Origin of the sequence: Terrabacter sp. MAHUQ-38 (assembly GCF_014518425.1) — a bacterium.
Classification (GTDB): Bacteria; Actinomycetota; Actinomycetes; order Actinomycetales; family Dermatophilaceae; genus Terrabacter.
In genome coordinates, this window is record NZ_JACVCU010000003.1 from 164,914 (window position 1) to 181,262 (window position 16,349).

Genomic DNA, 16,349 nt, shown 5'->3' on the forward strand with positions numbered 1-16,349 from the left:
CGCCGCGAGGGACCTCCCGGGGTCACTCCCACTCGATGGTGCCCGGCGGCTTGCTCGTGACGTCGAGAACGACGCGGTTGACCTCTTCGACCTCGTTCGTGATGCGCGTCGAGATCGTCGCCAGCACGTCGTACGGCACCCGCGCCCAGTCGGCCGTCATCGCGTCCTCCGACGCCACCGGCCGCAGCACCACCGGGTGGCCGTACGTGCGGCCGTCGCCCTGGACCCCCACGGACCGCACGTCGGCGAGGAGCACGACGGGGCACTGCCAGATGTCGCGGTCGAGCCCGGCCTTCGTCAGCTCCTCGCGGGCGATGGCGTCGGCCCGGCGCAGGACGGCGAGGCGTTCGGCGTCGACGGCACCGATGATCCGGATGCCGAGGCCGGGGCCCGGGAAGGGCTGGCGCCAGACGATGACCTCGGGCACGCCGAGCTCGAGGCCGACCTGGCGCACTTCGTCCTTGAAGAGGGTGCGCAGCGGCTCGATGAGCGAGAACTGGAGGTCGTCGGGCAGGCCACCGACGTTGTGGTGGCTCTTGATGTTCGCGGCTCCCTCGCCGCCACCGGACTCGACGACATCGGGGTAAAGGGTGCCCTGGACGAGCCACTTGACGGGGTGCTCCTCGTCGCCGCGGTCGTGCACGACATCACGCGCCGCCTGCTCGAACACCCGGATGAACTGCTCGCCGATGGTCTTGCGCTTCGCCTCGGGGTCGGTGACGCCCGCGAGGGCCGCGAGAAAGCGCTCGCGCGCGTCGACGACGACGAGGTCGACTCCGGTGGCCTCGACGAAGTCCTTCTCTACCTGCTCGGCCTCGCCCTCGCGGAGCAGGCCGTGGTCGACGAAGACGCACGTCAGCTGGTCGCCCACCGCCTTCTGGACGAGGGCGGCCGCGACGGACGAGTCGACGCCGCCCGAGAGGGCGCACAGCACTCGGTCCTCGCCGACCTGCTGGCGGATCGTCGCGACGAGGTCGTCGACGACGTGGCCCGGGGTCCAGTCCGGGGTGATGCGGGCACCCTTCCAGAGGAAGTTCTCGAGGACGCGCTGGCCCTGCTCGGAGTGGAGCACCTCGGGGTGCCACTGCACGCCGTAGAGCCGACGCTCATCGTCCTCGAAGGCTGCGACGGGCGTGCCGGGTGTCGAGGCCGTGACGGCGAAGCCCTCGGGGGCCGCACTCACGGAGTCGCCGTGGGACATCCACACGACCTGGCTGGATGGCTGGCCGGCGAAGAGCGTCGAGTCGTCGCCGCTGATGGCCGCGTCGGTCTTGCCGTACTCACGTGCGCCGGTCCGCGCGACGGTGCCGCCGAGGGCCTGGGCCATCGACTGGAAGCCGTAGCACATGCCGAAGACCGGAACGCCGGCGTCGAGGAGCGCCGGGTCGAGGCGCGGTGCGCCCTCCTCGTAGACCGAGCTCGGCCCCCCGGACAGGATGATCGCCGCGGGCTGCTTGGCGAGCATGTCGCCCACGCTCATCGAGTGCGGGACGACCTCGCTGTAGACCTGGGCCTCGCGTACCCGGCGGGCGATCAGCTGGGCGTACTGGGCGCCGAAGTCGACGACGAGGACGGGATGGCTCTGCAGGTCGGTCGGCAGGTCTTTCGGCACAGCGTCGGTCACGCGGGTCAGCCTATCGGCCGTCGGGAGTGGTCCGGTCAGGCGTTCCGTCGCCGGCGATGTACGCGCGCGACAGCATCGCCTCCGTCTCGGCCGTGTTGCGCCGTTCAGCGATCCACGGCACGACGGGGACGAAGCCGGCGAGGAGGTTCTTGACGATGCGCACCGCCCCCCAGGCCGCCTTGAGGCCGAGGTTGGCGACCGATGCGGCGTACGCCATGTAGATGACGCCGTGGACCGGGCTCCAGTACTGCGTCAGCAGGTTCGTCTGGTCGAACCCGTACTTCATGACCATCTCGAGGATGAGCACGAACAGCGCGATGCCCGCGATGATCGCGAGGACGCGGTAGAGCGACAGCGCGGAGCGGATCTGCTTCGGCTTCGCGAGGGCCTGGGGGTACGTGCTCACGGTTCGGCGCTTTCTCTCGGTGCAGCGAGCGGCTGACCCGCCTGCTGCTCTGCTCGGAACATCTTCCAACACATCCAGATCGCGAAGATCCCGAAGACCCACCACTGCACCGCATAGGCCGCGTTGCGCAGGTTGAGGGGCGCGGCGAGCTCGGGCGGTGGCACCCGGGTGAGACCTGCCGGTGCGAGGTCGGCCCCCGGCGCTGCCCCCTCGGTCTCCGCGGAGGCGAGGACGACGACGTTGTAGAGGTCGCCCGGCCACTCGTTGACGAGGGAGGCGAGGTCGATCGAGCGCACCTGCGGTGCAGGCAGATCGGTGCCGTCGCGTGGCGACTCCGCCGGCCCCAACGTGCCGGTGACGGTGACGAGGCCGGTTGGCGGCTCGGGCGCCGACGCGGGGGTGCCGGGGACGAACCCGCGCAGCACGGCGACGGTGCCGCCCGCGGTCTCGAGCGGGGTGACGACCCACGCGCCCTCCCGGTCGCCCAGCCGACGGTCGACGACGACGAGGCTCCGCTCGGCGGCATACGTCCCCGTGACCGAGACGCGACGGTTGGAGAACTCCGCCCTGAAGTCAGCGTGCGGCCCGGTCACCTGCTGGAGGCGTGCGCGCGGCAGTGACGAGGCCGCTGCGACCGCCTCCTGACGTCCGGAGTCGCGGGCCACGCCGAGCTGCCACAGACCGAGCAGGACGCACGCGGTGACGACGACGGCGAGGGCCGCGACCATGCCGACCCAGCGAGGGGTGAGCAGCCGCCGGAACACGCCCCAAGGGTAGGTCACCCCGCGACGCCGACCTGACCCGGGCGCCCATCCGTGCCAGACTCCTCGGCCATGTCCACGCTGCACGGCCGCCGGGGCCGTATGCCGTCCCGCGCCCTCCTCGCCGTGCTCCCACCGGCCGCCGTGGCCCTCGTCGCCGGCTGCGGAGCCACGGACATCCCGTCCCCGCGTCCCACCGTGACGGTGTTCGTCGACGCCCCCGGCGCGACGCGGGCAGCCGGCGCAGGCGCGAGCCGCGCCTCCTCCGTCGGCACCGTGCAGCCCCAGGACTCCCCGAGCAGCCTGCCGACGGCCCTGGCGGCGGGGCGGCAGCGCGGCGCTCCGCACTCCTACGCGGAAGCGAGGGCTCGCCTCGACGCGGCGCCACCGACTGCGGGGGTGACCGACGGCTTCCAGAGCCCGACCGGCAACATCAGGTGCACCCTCGGCGGCTCCCCGTCGCTCGCGGCGTGCGAGGTGAAGAAGGGACGCATCGACCCGCCGGTCCCCTCCATCTGCCCACCGGACGGACCCGAGGACATCGGACGCATCGAGCTCAAGGCGTCCGGCGCGTTTCCCGTGTGCAACTCCGACACCGTCGGCCAGGCCGACGAGCCGAAGCTTCCCTACGGCGCCCGGACGGCGTCGGCCGACCCGGTCGGCTGCCTCAGCGAGGAGTTCGGGGTCACGTGCGTCGACGCCTCGACGCAGCACGGGTTCTTCCTCGCGCGGGACACCTTCGTGACGTTCTGAGCCGAACCGCCGACGAGGGCCGCGCCGGCCGCTGGTCGGCGCGGCCCGTCGCTGCACCTAGGATTGGGGCCACGACCTGACGTGGACCGATCTTGCACACCCGACGACCGAGGGGCCGCCGTGGCGCACCTGTTGCTTCTGCACCTGCTGGCCGCCGCCCTCGCGCCCTGGCTCGCGAAAGTCTTGCGCACCAAGGCTTTTCCCGTTCTCGCCCTCGCCCCCGCCGTCTCGTTCGGCTGGCTCGTGTCCGTCTCGGGCGACGTGCGCGCCGGCCACCTCCCGACACAGAGCATCTCGTGGGTGCCGGGTCTCGGCATCGACCTCGACTTCCGGCTCACCACCCTCTCGTGGGTGCTCGCGCTCCTCGTCACGGGCGTGGGGGCCCTCGTCCTGCTCTACTGCACCTGGTACTTCGCCGACCGCGACCCGACGCTGTGGCGATTCGCGTCGGTCTTCACGGCCTTCGCTGGCGCCATGCTCGGGCTCGTCCTCACCGACAACCTGCTCGTGCTGTACGTCTTCTGGGAGCTGACTACCGTCTTCTCCTACCTGCTCATCGGCCACAACCCCGCAAGCTCGACGAACCGCCGAGCCGCGATGCAGGCGCTCATCGTCACGACCTTCGGCGGTCTGGCGATGCTCGTCGGGATCATCACGTTCGGTGTCCATCGCACGTACTCGATCTCCGAGCTGCTCGCCGACCCGCCGCCGCTCGACGCCCTCACCGTCGCCGCCCTCGTGCTGCTCCTCGTCGGCGCGCTGTCGAAGTCGGCCCTCGTGCCGTTCCACTTCTGGCTGCCCGGCGCGATGGCGGCGCCGACCCCGGTCAGCGCCTACCTCCATGCCGCGGCCATGGTCAAGGCAGGGATCTACCTCGTCGCGCTGCTCGCTCCGGCCTTCGCCGGCGCTCCTGCCTGGCACGCCCTCACCGTCGGCCTTGGCGTCTTCACGATGCTCGTCGGCGGCTGGCGAGCCCTGCGGCAGAACGACATCAAGCTCCTCCTGGCCTACGGCACCGTGAGCCAGCTCGGCTTCATCGTCGCGATCGCGGGTCTAGGCACCCAGGCGTCGGCGCTGGCGACCCTCGCACTCGTCATCGCCCACGCGCTCTTCAAGTCGACGCTCTTCCTCACGGTCGGCGTCGTCGACAAGTGCACCGGCACCCGCGACCTGCGCGATCTCTCGGGGGTCGGCCGACGCCTGCTGCCCGTGTCCATCCCCGCGACGCTCGCGGCGCTGTCGATGGCCGGCGTCGTGCCGCTCGCAGGCTTCGTGTCCAAGGAGAGCGCGCTCGAGTCGCTGTGGGAGGACGTCCGCAGCTCCGCTCCCCTGCCCGCGCCGTGGAGCTGGCTCGCCGTGGCGGGAGTGGTCGCGGGCTCGGCGCTCACGGTCGCCTACACGGCGCGCTTCGTCTGGGGGACCTTCGCGACGAAGCCCGGTGTCGGGCCGACCCCCGTCAAGGCCGCCCACCCGGGCTTCGTCCTGGCGCCGCTGCTGCTCGGCGTCGGCTGCCTCCTGCTCGGCCTGCTCTCGCCGCTCGAGTCGCCGTGGCTCCTGCCGTATGCCGTGTCGTTCCCGTTGGGAGCGCCTCCTCAGTCGCTCGCGCTCTGGCACGGCATCACCGTGCCGCTCCTGCTCTCGCTCGTGTCGGTGGTCGCCGGCCTCGGGCTCTTCGCCCGGCGCGACCTCGTCGCCCGCACGCAGAGCCGGGTGCCCGCCCTCGTCGACGGCGAGCGGGGCTTCGCCCGGGCCATGCGCTGGGTCGACCGGGCCGCCGTGGAGGCGACCGCGCTGACCCAGCGCGGCTCGCTACCGATCTACCTCGCCGGCATCCTCCTCGTCTTCGTGGCCCTGCCCGGACTGACGGCGGTCACCCGGGGCGAGCTGCCGCGGGTGCGGCTGTGGGACAACCCCGGCCAGGCGGTCGTGGGCGTCGTCGTCGTGGCGGCGGCCGTGCTGGTGCTGATGACCCGACGGCGGCTCACCGCGGTGATGCTCGTCGGCGCCACCGGCTACGGCGTCTCGCTGCTCTTCATCCTGCACGGCGCGCCCGACCTCGCGATCACGCAGATGCTCGTCGAGACCGTCTCGCTGGTCGTCTTCGTCCTCGCGCTCCGGCGGCTGCCGACGAAGTTCACGCGTCACCCCCACTCCCCGTCGCGCACGTGGCGCGTCGGCCTCGGGGTGGCGGTCGGCGCCTCGGTGGGCGCCATCGCCCTCGTGGCCTCCGGCGGGCGCAGCACCGAGCCGGTGTCAGCCGGGTTCCCCACGCAGGCCTACGACTTCGGCCACGGCAAGAACATCGTCAACGTCACGCTCGTCGACATCCGCGCCTGGGACACCCTCGGAGAGGTGTCGGTGCTCGTGGCCGCGGCGACCGGCGTCGCCAGCCTCATCTTCGTGCGCACGCGCAACACCCGGCTCTCGCGCGCCACCGCCAAGTCCCTGCCCTCGACGGACCCCGGTCGAGGCACCTGGCTGCACGGCGGGCGGACCATGCGCACGGAGAAGCGGTCGGTCATCTTCGAGGTCGTGACGCGACTGGTCTTCCACGTCATGCTCGCCGCGTCGCTCTTCCTGCTCTTCGCCGGGCACAACCAGCCGGGCGGAGGGTTCGCCGGTGGGCTCGTCGCGGGCCTCGCCCTCGTCGTGCGCTACCTCGCCGGAGGCCGCTACGAGCTCGACGAGGCGGCCCCGTTCGACGCCGGGCTGCTCGTGGGCCTGGGGCTGCTCGTCACGGTCGGGTCGGCTCTGGCGCCGCTGGCGTTCGGCGGCACGATCCTCGAGACCACCGCCGTGGACCTCACCCTGCCGCCGTGGGGTGACGTGCACCTGGTCACCTCGCTGTTCTTCGACATCGGCGTCTACCTCATCGTCGTCGGCATGATGCTCGACATCGTCCGCAGCCTCGGCACCGGCATCGACCGCCAGATCGCCGACGAGGAGACCGAGGCGGCAGCGGCGGCAGCGGCGGCAGCGGCGGCAGCGGCGACCGACCCCGGTCGCGAGGAGGTGCTCCGGACATGACCGCAGCCGCCGCGCCGGCCCTGCCGGTCCTGCCCGCCCTCGTCGAGCCGACGCTCCAGCCGAACCTCACGCTCGTGCTCGTGACGGTCGGCCTCGTCGCGGCGGGCACCGCACTCGCCCTCGACCGGAGCCTCGTGCGCGTCCTGCTCGGGATGGTGCTCATCGGCAACGGCATCGCCGTGCTGTACCTCGTCGTCAGCGGCCGCGCCGGACGAGCGCCGTTCGTCGGCGAGGACCCGGCGGCGATCAGCGACCCCCTCCCGCAGGCGATGGTGCTCACCGCGATCGTCATCTCGCTCGCCACGATCGGCTTCCTGCTCGCCCTGTCCTACCGGCTCTGGCAGATCTCCGGCACCGATGACGTGCCCGACGACGCCGAGGACGCCCGCATCCAGAGGCTCGCCGTGGAGGACCAGACGTCCGAGACCTACGACCCGTCGAGCGCGTCGACGACGACGTCGGACGAGGCCGCCGACGACGACGTGAGGCAGACGACGTGACCGACTTCCCCGTCCCGGACCTCGTGCCGCTGCCGGTCCTGCTGCCACTGCTGGGCGCGGCACTCACGCTCGCCTTCCGTCGGTCGCCACGGCTGCAGCGCGGGATCAGCGTCGCCGTGCTCGTCGCGGTCGTGGCTGCCGCGGGCGTGCTCCTCTGGCAGACCGGCGTCGACGGCCCGCAGGTCCTGTGGCTCGGGGCGTGGCAGGAGCCGCTCGGGATCTCGCTCGTCGCCGACCGCCTGAGCGCCCTGATGCTCGTGGTGTCGGGCATCGTCACCCTGCTCGTTCTCGTCTTCGCCATCGGCCAGGGCCAGGCGGACGACGACGAGGACAGCGAGAGCGAGACGCCGCTCACGATCTTCCACCCGACCTACCTGGTGCTGTCCGCGGGCGTGGCCAACGCGTTCCTCGCGGGCGACCTCTTCAACCTCTTCGTCGGCTTCGAGATCCTCCTCTTCAGCTCCTACGTCCTCATCACGCTCGGCGGGTCGGCCGCCCGCATCCACGCCGGCACGACGTACGTCGTCGTCAGCCTGCTGAGCTCGGCGCTCTTCCTCGTCGGCATCGCGGCCGTGTATGCCGCCACCGGCACCGTGAACCTCGCCCAGCTGGCGATCCGCGTCGGCGACCTCGCCCCCGGCGTGGCGCTCGTGCTGCAGCTGTGCCTGCTCACGGCATTCGCGATCAAGGCGGCCGTGTTCCCGATGTCGGCGTGGCTGCCCGACAGCTACCCGACCGCGCCGGCGCCGGTCACGGCGGTCTTCGCCGGCCTGCTGACGAAGGTCGGTGTCTACGCGATCATCCGCGTCCAGACCCTGCTCTTCCCGGACTCACCGCTCCAGGGGCTGCTGATGTGGGCCGCCCTGCTCACCATGGTGATCGGCATCCTCGGCGCCGTCTCCCAGTCCGGCCTCAAGAGGATCCTGTCCTTCACGCTCGTGAGCCACATCGGCTACATGATCTTCGGCATCGCGCTCGCCACCCCGGAGGGCACGGCCGGGGCGATCTTCTACGTCGCGCACCACATCACCATCCAGACAGCCCTCTTCCTCATCACCGGCCTCGTCGAGCGCCTCGGCGGGACCACCTCCCTCGACCGTCTCGGTGGCCTGGCGGCCGCCTCCCCGGTGCTGGCCACCCTCTTCTTCGTGTCGGCGATGAACCTGTCCGGCATCCCGCCTCTGTCCGGCTTCCTCGCCAAGATCGGGCTGCTCCATGCCGGTGTCGCGCTCGGCACACCGCTCGCGTGGCTGCTCGTCGTCGGAGGCATCGTCACCAGCCTCCTGACTTTGTACGCGCTCGCCAAGGTCTGGAGCCAGGCGTTCTGGCGCACACTCGCCGACGCCCCGAAGGTCGAGCAGACGGTGGCCGTCATGGTGGCCTCCGTGCGCGCCGGCAGGCACGAGGTCGAGGCGGGGACCGACTCAGCCGAAGCAGCGGTGGCCGGGGCGGTGCACCCGACCACCCGCACCCTTCCGCGCACGATGCTCGGCGCCACCGCTGCCATGACGGCCGTCGGGCTGCTCATCACCCTCGTCGCCGGTCCCCTCTTTGCCTACACGCAGCGCGCCGCCACCGACCTGATGCGCCGTGACACGTACGTCACGAGTGTCCTGCCGGAGGAGGTGCGCCGATGACCGAGACCCGCGCGACCACGGTTCCGGGCACGCCGGAGAGCCGCCGCCGGCGCCGACGCGCCCTGCAGCCGCGCGCCATCGGGGCGATCGCCCTCGCCTGGGTCCTGCTGTGGGACCGCGTGACCCCGGGCAACATCGTCAACGGCGTGCTCGTCGGGCTGCTCGTGACGTATGCGTTCCCGCTGCCCTCCATCGAGTTCGACGGCCGCCTGCGCCCGCACCGCGTCCTCTGGCTCATCGTCCGGTTCCTGGGTGACCTCGTCGTCGCCTCGTGGCAGGTGATGCGTCTCGCGTTCGGCCGGCGCCGGCCGACCAACGCCGTCATCGAGGTGCAGCTGCGGTCACGCTCGGACTTCTACCTCACCATCACGGCCGAGCTCGTCGCCCTCGTGCCCGGCTCGGTCGTCGTCGATGCCCGGCGCTCGACGTCGGTGCTCTACCTGCACCTCCTCGACGTCCGACCCGACGGCGGCATCGAGTCCCAGCGTGCCCACGTGCTCGCCGTCGAGCGCCGCGTCGTGCGCGCCCTCGGCTCCCCGGCCGAGATCGCCGCGATCGAGCACGGCGCCCCGTGGCCGACCGCTACGGGCGCCGGGCCGACCCCCGATCCCGACACCCGCCGCGAGGAGCGATCATGACCATCGTCCTCGGCCTCGCTCTCGCCATGCTCGGTGCGGCGGCGGCGCTCGTGCTCGTCCGGCTCTTCCGTGGACCGGGCAACCTCGACCGCATCGTGGCCGCCGAGATCCTGCTCGTCATCGTCATCGCCGGGGTGGCCCTAGAGTCGGCCCGGCAGAAGACGACGACCTACCTGCCCCTGCTCATGGTGCTCGGCCTCGTGGGCTTCGTCGGTGGCGTCGCGGTCACCCGGTTCCTCTCGCGCGACTCCGACGAGCCCGCACCCGTCCAGAGGGAGCAGGGGCCACCGTCATGACCTGGCCGTCGCTGCTCGACGCCGCCGGAGCCGTGTGCCTGCTGCTCGGCTCGTTCCTGTGCCTCGCCGGCGCCGTCGGTCTGCTCCGCTTCCCCGACACGCTCTCGCGCCTGCACGCCGCGACCAAACCGCAGACCCTCGGCCTCATCCTCATCCTTGCCGGGTTGGCCCTGACGCTGCGCACCTGGGGCGCCGTGACGACCCTCGTCCTGCTCGCCGGAACGCAGTTCTTCACCTCGCCCGTCTCGGCCCACCTCGTCGGTCGCGCCGCCTACCGCAACCACCGCGTCGACCCGGGCTCCCTCGAGGTCGACGAGCTCTCCGAAGCCCTCGAGCGCTCCGACCCGGACCCCGCCCCCTGAGGCCACGACCCGGTCGAATGGGCACTGTGCACCCGGTGATCAGGCCAAGTCTCCGTACCTCCGCGAGCGTTTGACCTCAGGTCCACTCGAGTTCCTACGGTCGGGGCGTGAGCCCGACGGAAAATCGCATGAGGCGCAGCGTCGCCGAACGTAGCATCGAGCAAGTGACCTCGCTGCCCCACGCCGACCCCGGAACCCCCGACGTGACCAGCCCGACGGCATACCTCCGGTGGGTCGGCGCCAGGCAGTGGCGGACCCTCGTCATCGCGACGGCCTTCGGCATCGTGTGGCTCGTCAGCCAGGCCCTCTTCCCGGCCGCCATGGGCAAGGCCATCGACGCCGGCATGATCGGCGGCGACCGGGGCTCGCTCCTCGGGTGGTGCGCCATCCTGCTCGGGCTCGTCGTCGTCAGCGCGCTCGCCGGTGTGGTGCGTCACCGGTATGCCGTCCAGAACTGGATGCAGGGTGCGTTCCGCTCCGCGCAGCTCATCGGTCACAAGGCCGCCGACACCGGGGAGGCCCTCACCCGAACGGTCCCCACGGGCGACGTCGTCGCGACCGTGAGCTCGGACGCCATGCGCATCGGCGGCCTCTACGACATCCTCGCCCGCTTCGCAGGGGCGGTCGCGTCGTACGTCGTCGTGGCCCTCATCCTGCTCGACGCGTCGACGCCTCTCGGCCTCGTCGTGCTGGTCGGTGTGCCGGTGCTCGTCGGCTGCCTGGCGTTCATCGTCCGCCCGCTGCAGGCGCGCCAGCTCGCCCAGCGCGACGAGACGGGCAAGCTCATCGGCCTCGGCGCCGACACCGTGGCCGGCCTGCGCGTGCTGCGCGGGATCGGCGGCGAGCAGACGTTCCTGACCCGGTATGCCGCACAGTCGCAGTCGGTGCGCCAGGTGGGCAACCGGGTGGCGGGCTACCAGGCCGCGCTCGACGCGGCCCAGGTGCTGCTGCCCGGCATCTTCGTGCTCGTCGTCGTGTGGCTCGGTGCGCGCTTCGCCATCGCCGGCGAGATCACGCCAGGCCAGCTCGTCGCCTTCTACGGCTACACGGCGTTCCTCGTCATCCCGCTGCGCACCGCCACCGAGATGGTCGACCGCGCCACCCGCGCCCACATCGGCGCGCGCAAGCTGACCCGGATCCTGCGCGTCGGCGCCGACCAGGTCGAGGTCACCTCGCCGCACGCGCTGCCGACCGGGCCCGCGCGGCTCTTCGACCCGCAGAGCGGCGTCAGCATCGAGCCGGGCAGCCTGACAGCCGTCGTGTCCGCCCGCCCCGAGGAGTCCGCCGCGCTCGCCGACCGTCTCGGCCGCTTCGGCGTCGGCGCGACCGAGGTCCGTCTCGGGGGCACTCGGCTCGCCGACGCCCCCCTGGCCGACGTGCGCCGCCGCGTCGTGGTGTCGGAGACCGACCCGAGACTGTTCACCGGCACGCTGCGTGACGAGCTCGACCCCAAGGGTGAGCACGACGATGCGACCATCCTCGGGGCGCTGTCGGTGGCGAGCGGCGAGGACGTCCTCGAGGCCCTGCCGGGCGGCCTCGACAACCAGGTGGAGGAGCGAGGACGCGCCTTCTCCGGTGGCCAGCGGCAGCGCCTCGCGCTGACGCGAGCGCTCCTCACCGACGCCGAGACGCTCGTGCTCGTCGAGCCGACGAGCGCCGTCGACGCCCACACCGAGGCCCGGATCGCCGGGCGGCTCGCCGCCGCTCGCGCGGGCCGGACCACGGTGGTCATGTCCGCCAGCCCGCTCCTGCTCGACCGGGCCGACCAGGTCGTCCTGCTGCGCGACGGGAAGGTCTCCGCCACGGGCACCCACAGCGGCCTCATGGCCGGCCACGCCGACTACCGACGAACCGTCGTCCGAGGAGAGGAGGACTGATGAGCAGCACACCGACGACCACTCACACCCTTCCCGTGGCCGACATGGACTCGGTCAGGGCGCACACCCGAGGCCTGGTCCGTCGGCACCGCTGGAGCCTGGCCCGGGTCATCGGCCTCCACGCCGTCGCCGCCGTCGCCGCTCTCGTCGCACCGCGCGTGATCGGCCTGCTCGTCGACGAGATCAGCCACGGCCGCTCGCTCGACGTCGTCGACGCGCTGGCGGCGTGGATCGCCGGTGCGGTGGTCCTCCAGACGGTCGTGACGTGGTTCGCCCGCCGGGCGTCCTTCGTCATGGGTGAGACGGTCTTCGCCGAGCTGCGAGAGCAGTTCATGGGCCGGGTCGTCGAGCTGCCGCTGTCCACCGTCGAGCGAGCCGGCACGGGCGACCTCGTGTCGCGGACCACGAACGACGTCGAGGCGCTCTCGCGCGTGATCCGCTTCGGCGTCCCGGCGATCTTCGTCGGCGCCGTGACGACGACCATCACTCTCGCTGCGGCGTTCGTGACGGGGTGGCAGGTCGCCCTCGCGGTCGTCGTGGGCGTGCCCATCCTGGTGCTCTCCACGCGGCGCTACCTCCGCTTCGCCCCGGAGGGCTACCTGCGCGAGCGGGCAACGTACGCCGTGCTCAACGGGGTCGTGACCGAGTCGGCGGACGGCGCGCGCACCGTCGAGGCGCTCGGCCTGCGTGGTCACCGCCGGCGTCGCATGGACGACGCCCTGCGTGACTGCTACGACGCCGAGCTCTCCACGCTGGGACTGCGCATGCGATGGTTCCCCGCCGTCGAGTTCGCCTTCTTCGCACCGGTCGCCATCACCCTGCTCTGGGGTGGCTTCCTCATCTCGCGCGACGTGGCGACGGCCGGCACCGTCACGGCGGTGGCGCTCTACGTCCAGCAGATGGCCGGCCCGCTCGACGAGCTCATCTCGTGGCTCGACGAGATCCAGGTCGGCGCAACGTCGCTCGCGCGCGTCATCGGCATCGGCGACGTCCCCGCCGACCGGGAAGCCACAGGCGACGAGCCGGCCGACGACCACCTCGAGGTCGAGGACGTCCACTACTCGTACCGCGCGGGTCGAGACGTGCTGTGCGGAGTCTCGCTCGACCTGAGGCCCGGTGAGCGCCTCGCCATCGTCGGTCCCTCGGGCGCCGGCAAGTCGACGCTCGGGCGGCTCATGGCCGGCATCGACGGGCCTCGCGAGGGTCGCGTCGCCGTCGGCGGCGTACGCCTCGTCGACCTCGAGCTGGCCCAGCTGCGCGGGCAGGTGGCGCTCGTGACGCAGGAGCACCACGTCTTCGTCGGCTCGCTCGAGGACAACCTGCGGCTGGCCCGGCCGGAGGCGTCACGCGAGGAGCTGCTCGGGGCGCTCGCCGCCGTCGACGCGCGTGACTGGGCGCAGGACCTGCCCGCGGGACTCGACACGGTCGTCGGCTCCGGCGGCCACCGGCTCACCGAGCCGCAGGCCCAGCAGCTCGCGCTCGCCCGACTGGTCCTCGCCGACCCGCACACCCTCGTGCTCGACGAGGCGACGTCGCTGCTCGACCCGCGTGCGGCGCGCCACCTCGAGCGGTCGCTCGCCGCGGTCGTCGAGGGGCGCACCGTCGTCGCGATCGCGCACCGCCTCATGACGGCGCACGACGCCGACCGCGTGTGCGTCGTCGAGGACGGGCGGATCAGCGAGATCGGCTCGCACGAGGAGCTGCTCGAGGCCGACGGGGCGTATGCCGCCCTGTGGCGGTCCTGGCGCGACGAGCCCCAGCCCGTCGTCTGAGGGACTGCCCCGGCGCCGTCGAACCCATTCACGAGGCGTCGAGCCACCCACGCAACGCCGAGCCACCCGTACGCGGGTGGCTCGGCGCTGTTCCGGTGGCCCGGGACCCGACCGGTGGCGTCACCGCGGAGGATTGCTGCACCGCTGGAATGCCGTCCGTAAAGAACTGACAAGAGCCGTAACCCTGTCCGGCGGGCGTCGTTGTCAGCGCGGTGCCGGGCTGTTTCTCGACCGGTTGCTGGCCGGGCACCACGGGTGGGGCCGTCTCTGAGGGGTGACGGCCTCACCCTTCTCCTGTGCCCGTGACCGCAGCGCCGTCGTTGGTCAGACGGCGGCCGCCTCCCAGGCGAACGCGTCAGGGTCGGCGAAGGGCCCGGCATCGGTGCCGATCGCGAGCCGGTGCGATCCCGTGCCGTCGACCGGCACGCCGGCGTCCTTGGCCAGGGCACGACGGCCGTACAACGCCAGCTTCACCGGGCTCGACGGAGTGGCGAACTCGACGTACTTGCGGCCGAAGCTCTTCGCCACGGTGAGGCCGCGGTCCACGTAGAACTTCTTGCTCGCGGCCACGTCCGCGACTCCCAGCAGCAGGGCGATCTCGTCGATCTGCCTGGTGGCCGGGCCGGTGTCCTTCTTCGCCGACGTCGCAACCTTCCAGATGGTCCCGTCGGGTGCGCGGACGACGCCGCCGGTGCCCCAGAAGGACTTCGCGGCCGGCTTGAGGGCGGTGGCACCGGCGTCGAGGGCGGTGCCGATGAGGCTGTGGACGGTGGACGGCTGGGACACGATGAGCGACAGCGTGAACCCACGGAAGCCCGTGGTCGGCGCGTCCGAGGCGCGTACGCCCACCTGGGAGTCCAAGCCGAACGCGGCGGTGTGGAAGGTGGTGGAGGCCGATGGGTCGGCCACTTCGAGGATGACTGAGGTGATGGTTGCCATGGCCTTGACGCTAGGTGCGGCTCGGCGACCCGTGCTTCTCGATTCCTGACCGGTCCTGTCGGTAGGCCTCTCCCTGCGCGGGGCGTCGGTCGGCCCGGCCGCGCACCGGCCAGAACGACACGGCCCGCTCGGCCTGCGCCGTGATGGTCAGGCTCGGGTTGACGCCGAGGTTCGCCGAGACGGCGGCCCCGTCGAGGACGTGCAGGCCCGGGTAGCCCCACACGCGGTGGTACGGGTCGATGACGCCGGTCTCGGGTGAGTCGGAGATGACCGCGCCGCCGAGGAAGTGCGCCGTCATCGGGATGTCGAGCACCTCGCCGACCGACGACCCGGGCCAGGCGCGCTCCCCCGTCGTGCGCGCCAGCCGCGTGGCCAGCGCCCGGACGGCCTCGTTCCCCTCCGGGATGTACGTCGGGTTCGGCTCTCCGTGGCCCTGCGTCGAGCTGAGGTGCCAGCCGAGCAGGCCGCGCCGCCGGCGGACGGTGATCGAGTTGTCGCTCGTCTGCATGACGAGCGCGATGACGGTCCGCTCGCTCCAGCGCCGTGACGACAGGGACCGCGCGAACACCCAGGGGTGTCGGGCCGCGGTGCCGGCGAACCGCAGCCACCGGGGCACGCGGCCGCCGCCGTCGACCTGCATGACCGCGAGAGCTCCCATGAGGTTGGAGCCCTTGCCGTAGCGGACGTTCTCGACGTGCGTCGTGTCGGACACGTGGAAGCTCGAGGTGATCGCGACCCCTCGGGTCAGGTCCACGTCGCGCGGGACCCGAGCCGTCATCGCGCCGCCGAGGGCCTCGGAGTTCGTCCGGGTCAGCTCGCCGAGCCGGTCCGAGAGCTGCGGCAGGCCGCGCCCCTCGGGCTCGGCCTTCATCGCGTGGAGCAGTGCGGCCGTGCCCCACGCCCCCGCGGCGACGACGACCTCGGAGGCCGTGACGGTGTGCTCCTGTGCCCGGCGCCGGCCCCAGGCGCCGCTACGGATGGTCGTGACGGCATACCCGTGCTCCGGCGCGGCCGGGTCGAGCGGGCGCACGCGGGTCACGGTGCGCAGCGGCTCGATCGTGACGCCGCGGCGCTCGGCCAGCGCGAGGTAGTTCTTCACGAGGGTGTTCTTGGCGCCGACGCGGCAGCCGACCATGCAGTTGCCGCACTCGGTGCACCCGGTGCGCGCCGGTCCCTCTCCACCGAAGTACGGGTCGGGCACCCGCGTGCCGGGCTCTCCGAAGAAGACGCCTACCGGTGTCTTGCGGAACGTGTCGCCCACGCCGAGGTCGGATGCCGTGTCGCGCATGAGCTGCTCGACCGGTCCCTCGCACGGGTTGACGGTGACGCCGAGCATCCTCTGGGCGGTCGCGTAGTGGGGCGCGAGCTCGGCCTGCCAGTCGGTGATGTGTCCCCACTGCCGGTCGCGGAAGAAGGACGCCGGCGGGACGTACAGCGTGTTCGCATAGTTGAGGGAGCCTCCCCCGACGCCGGCGCCCGCGAGGACGAGGCAGTCCGGCAGACGGTGGATGCGCTGCACGCCGAACAGCCCGAGCCGCGGCGCCCAGACGTAGCGGCGCACGTCCCAGCTCGTCCGGGCGAAGTCGTCGTCCTCGAAGCGGCGTCCCGCCTCGTAGACGTGCACGTGGTAGCCCTTCTCCGCGAGCCGCAGCGCGGCGACCGAGCCGCCGAAGCCGGACCCGATGACGACGACGTCGTGGTCGTACTCCATGCCGACAGCCTAGGGAGCGCGTGCAGCGAAGGCTACTCTCAGTAAC

At 72.2% G+C, this 16,349-nt stretch carries 14 protein-coding genes; 9 read left to right on the plus strand and 5 right to left on the minus strand.

What is annotated here, in order from left to right:
* Positions 1 to 22: 22 nt before the first annotated feature.
* From guaA to H9I49_RS11915, 3 genes are read right to left on the minus strand one after another with little or no spacing between them, the layout of a single operon-like run.
* Positions 23 to 1,624 carry a glutamine-hydrolyzing GMP synthase gene (gene guaA, locus H9I49_RS11905; protein ID WP_370587543.1) on the minus strand — a complete coding sequence of 534 codons (1,602 nt, stop codon included), beginning with the start codon at positions 1,622 to 1,624 and terminating at the stop codon, positions 23 to 25.
* A 10-nt stretch (positions 1,625 to 1,634) separates the two neighbouring features.
* Entirely contained in the window at positions 1,635 to 2,030 is a 396-nt protein-coding gene (locus H9I49_RS11910; protein ID WP_188030601.1) for a DUF3817 domain-containing protein, read from the minus strand.
* Positions 2,027 to 2,794 (minus strand): SURF1 family protein, encoded by a 768-nt coding sequence (locus H9I49_RS11915; protein ID WP_370587544.1) that lies wholly within the window; start codon positions 2,792 to 2,794, stop codon positions 2,027 to 2,029. The genes H9I49_RS11910 and H9I49_RS11915 overlap by 4 nt, the downstream gene beginning before the upstream one ends.
* A gap of 69 nt (positions 2,795 to 2,863) precedes the next feature.
* On the opposite strand from H9I49_RS11915, the gene H9I49_RS11920 reads away from it, so the two are divergent.
* The 9 genes from H9I49_RS11920 to H9I49_RS11960 all read left to right on the plus strand — a co-directional run bounded on the left by H9I49_RS11920 (position 2,864) and on the right by H9I49_RS11960 (position 13,653).
* Entirely contained in the window at positions 2,864 to 3,544 is a 681-nt protein-coding gene (locus H9I49_RS11920) for a hypothetical protein (protein ID WP_188030602.1), read from the plus strand.
* A 120-nt stretch (positions 3,545 to 3,664) separates the two neighbouring features.
* The gene (locus tag H9I49_RS11925; RefSeq protein WP_188030603.1) at positions 3,665 to 6,571 is read left to right on the plus strand and encodes a Na+/H+ antiporter subunit A; all 2,907 of its coding nucleotides are present in this window, start codon (positions 3,665 to 3,667) and stop codon (positions 6,569 to 6,571) included.
* Complete coding sequence (locus H9I49_RS11930; RefSeq protein WP_188030604.1) at positions 6,568 to 7,071, plus strand: Na(+)/H(+) antiporter subunit C; 504 nt, start codon at positions 6,568 to 6,570, stop codon at positions 7,069 to 7,071. The genes H9I49_RS11925 and H9I49_RS11930 overlap by 4 nt, the downstream gene beginning before the upstream one ends.
* Positions 7,068 to 8,708 (plus strand): Na+/H+ antiporter subunit D, encoded by a 1,641-nt coding sequence (locus H9I49_RS11935; protein ID WP_188030605.1) that lies wholly within the window; start codon positions 7,068 to 7,070, stop codon positions 8,706 to 8,708. The genes H9I49_RS11930 and H9I49_RS11935 overlap by 4 nt, the downstream gene beginning before the upstream one ends.
* A complete protein-coding gene (locus tag H9I49_RS11940; RefSeq protein ID WP_188030606.1) occupies positions 8,705 to 9,346 on the plus strand; it encodes a Na+/H+ antiporter subunit E in 642 nt (213 codons plus the stop codon). Before H9I49_RS11935 ends, H9I49_RS11940 begins: the two co-directional genes overlap by 4 nt.
* Positions 9,343 to 9,642, plus strand: a complete 300-nt coding sequence (locus H9I49_RS11945; RefSeq protein ID WP_188030607.1) for a monovalent cation/H+ antiporter complex subunit F — start codon at positions 9,343 to 9,345, stop codon at positions 9,640 to 9,642. The genes H9I49_RS11940 and H9I49_RS11945 overlap by 4 nt, the downstream gene beginning before the upstream one ends.
* A complete protein-coding gene (gene mnhG / locus H9I49_RS11950) occupies positions 9,639 to 10,004 on the plus strand; it encodes a monovalent cation/H(+) antiporter subunit G (RefSeq protein ID WP_188030608.1) in 366 nt (121 codons plus the stop codon). Before H9I49_RS11945 ends, mnhG begins: the two co-directional genes overlap by 4 nt.
* A 164-nt stretch (positions 10,005 to 10,168) precedes the next feature.
* Positions 10,169 to 11,881, plus strand: a complete 1,713-nt coding sequence (locus H9I49_RS11955) for an ABC transporter ATP-binding protein (protein ID WP_188030609.1) — start codon at positions 10,169 to 10,171, stop codon at positions 11,879 to 11,881.
* A complete protein-coding gene (locus tag H9I49_RS11960) occupies positions 11,881 to 13,653 on the plus strand; it encodes an ABC transporter ATP-binding protein (protein ID WP_188030610.1) in 1,773 nt (590 codons plus the stop codon). Before H9I49_RS11955 ends, H9I49_RS11960 begins: the two co-directional genes overlap by 1 nt.
* A gap of 324 nt (positions 13,654 to 13,977) precedes the next feature.
* Here H9I49_RS11960 and H9I49_RS11965 read toward each other — a convergent pair whose 3' ends face one another.
* Both H9I49_RS11965 and H9I49_RS11970 read right to left on the minus strand, forming a co-directional pair.
* Positions 13,978 to 14,592 carry a glyoxalase gene (locus tag H9I49_RS11965; RefSeq protein ID WP_188030611.1) on the minus strand — a complete coding sequence of 205 codons (615 nt, stop codon included), beginning with the start codon at positions 14,590 to 14,592 and terminating at the stop codon, positions 13,978 to 13,980.
* A gap of 10 nt (positions 14,593 to 14,602) precedes the next feature.
* Positions 14,603 to 16,303: a GMC oxidoreductase gene (locus H9I49_RS11970; protein ID WP_188030612.1), complete on the minus strand. Its 1,701-nt coding sequence runs from the start codon at positions 16,301 to 16,303 to the stop codon at positions 14,603 to 14,605.
* Positions 16,304 to 16,349 lie beyond the last annotated feature (46 nt).

What these genes read in the sequence shown, in the direction of transcription:
- H9I49_RS11940 (WP_188030606.1), top strand. Translation starts at nt 8,705, where the DNA reads ATGACCGAGACCCGCGCGACCACGGTTCCGGGCACGCCGGAGAGCCGC.
- H9I49_RS11965 (WP_188030611.1), bottom strand. Translation starts at nt 14,592, where the DNA reads ATGGCAACCATCACCTCAGTCATCCTCGAAGTGGCCGACCCATCGGCC.
- mnhG (WP_188030608.1), top strand. Translation starts at nt 9,639, where the DNA reads ATGACCTGGCCGTCGCTGCTCGACGCCGCCGGAGCCGTGTGCCTGCTG.
- H9I49_RS11920 (WP_188030602.1), top strand. Translation starts at nt 2,864, where the DNA reads ATGTCCACGCTGCACGGCCGCCGGGGCCGTATGCCGTCCCGCGCCCTC.
- H9I49_RS11960 (WP_188030610.1), top strand. Translation starts at nt 11,881, where the DNA reads ATGAGCAGCACACCGACGACCACTCACACCCTTCCCGTGGCCGACATG.
- H9I49_RS11930 (WP_188030604.1), top strand. Translation starts at nt 6,568, where the DNA reads ATGACCGCAGCCGCCGCGCCGGCCCTGCCGGTCCTGCCCGCCCTCGTC.
- H9I49_RS11970 (WP_188030612.1), bottom strand. Translation starts at nt 16,303, where the DNA reads ATGGAGTACGACCACGACGTCGTCGTCATCGGGTCCGGCTTCGGCGGC.
- H9I49_RS11945 (WP_188030607.1), top strand. Translation starts at nt 9,343, where the DNA reads ATGACCATCGTCCTCGGCCTCGCTCTCGCCATGCTCGGTGCGGCGGCG.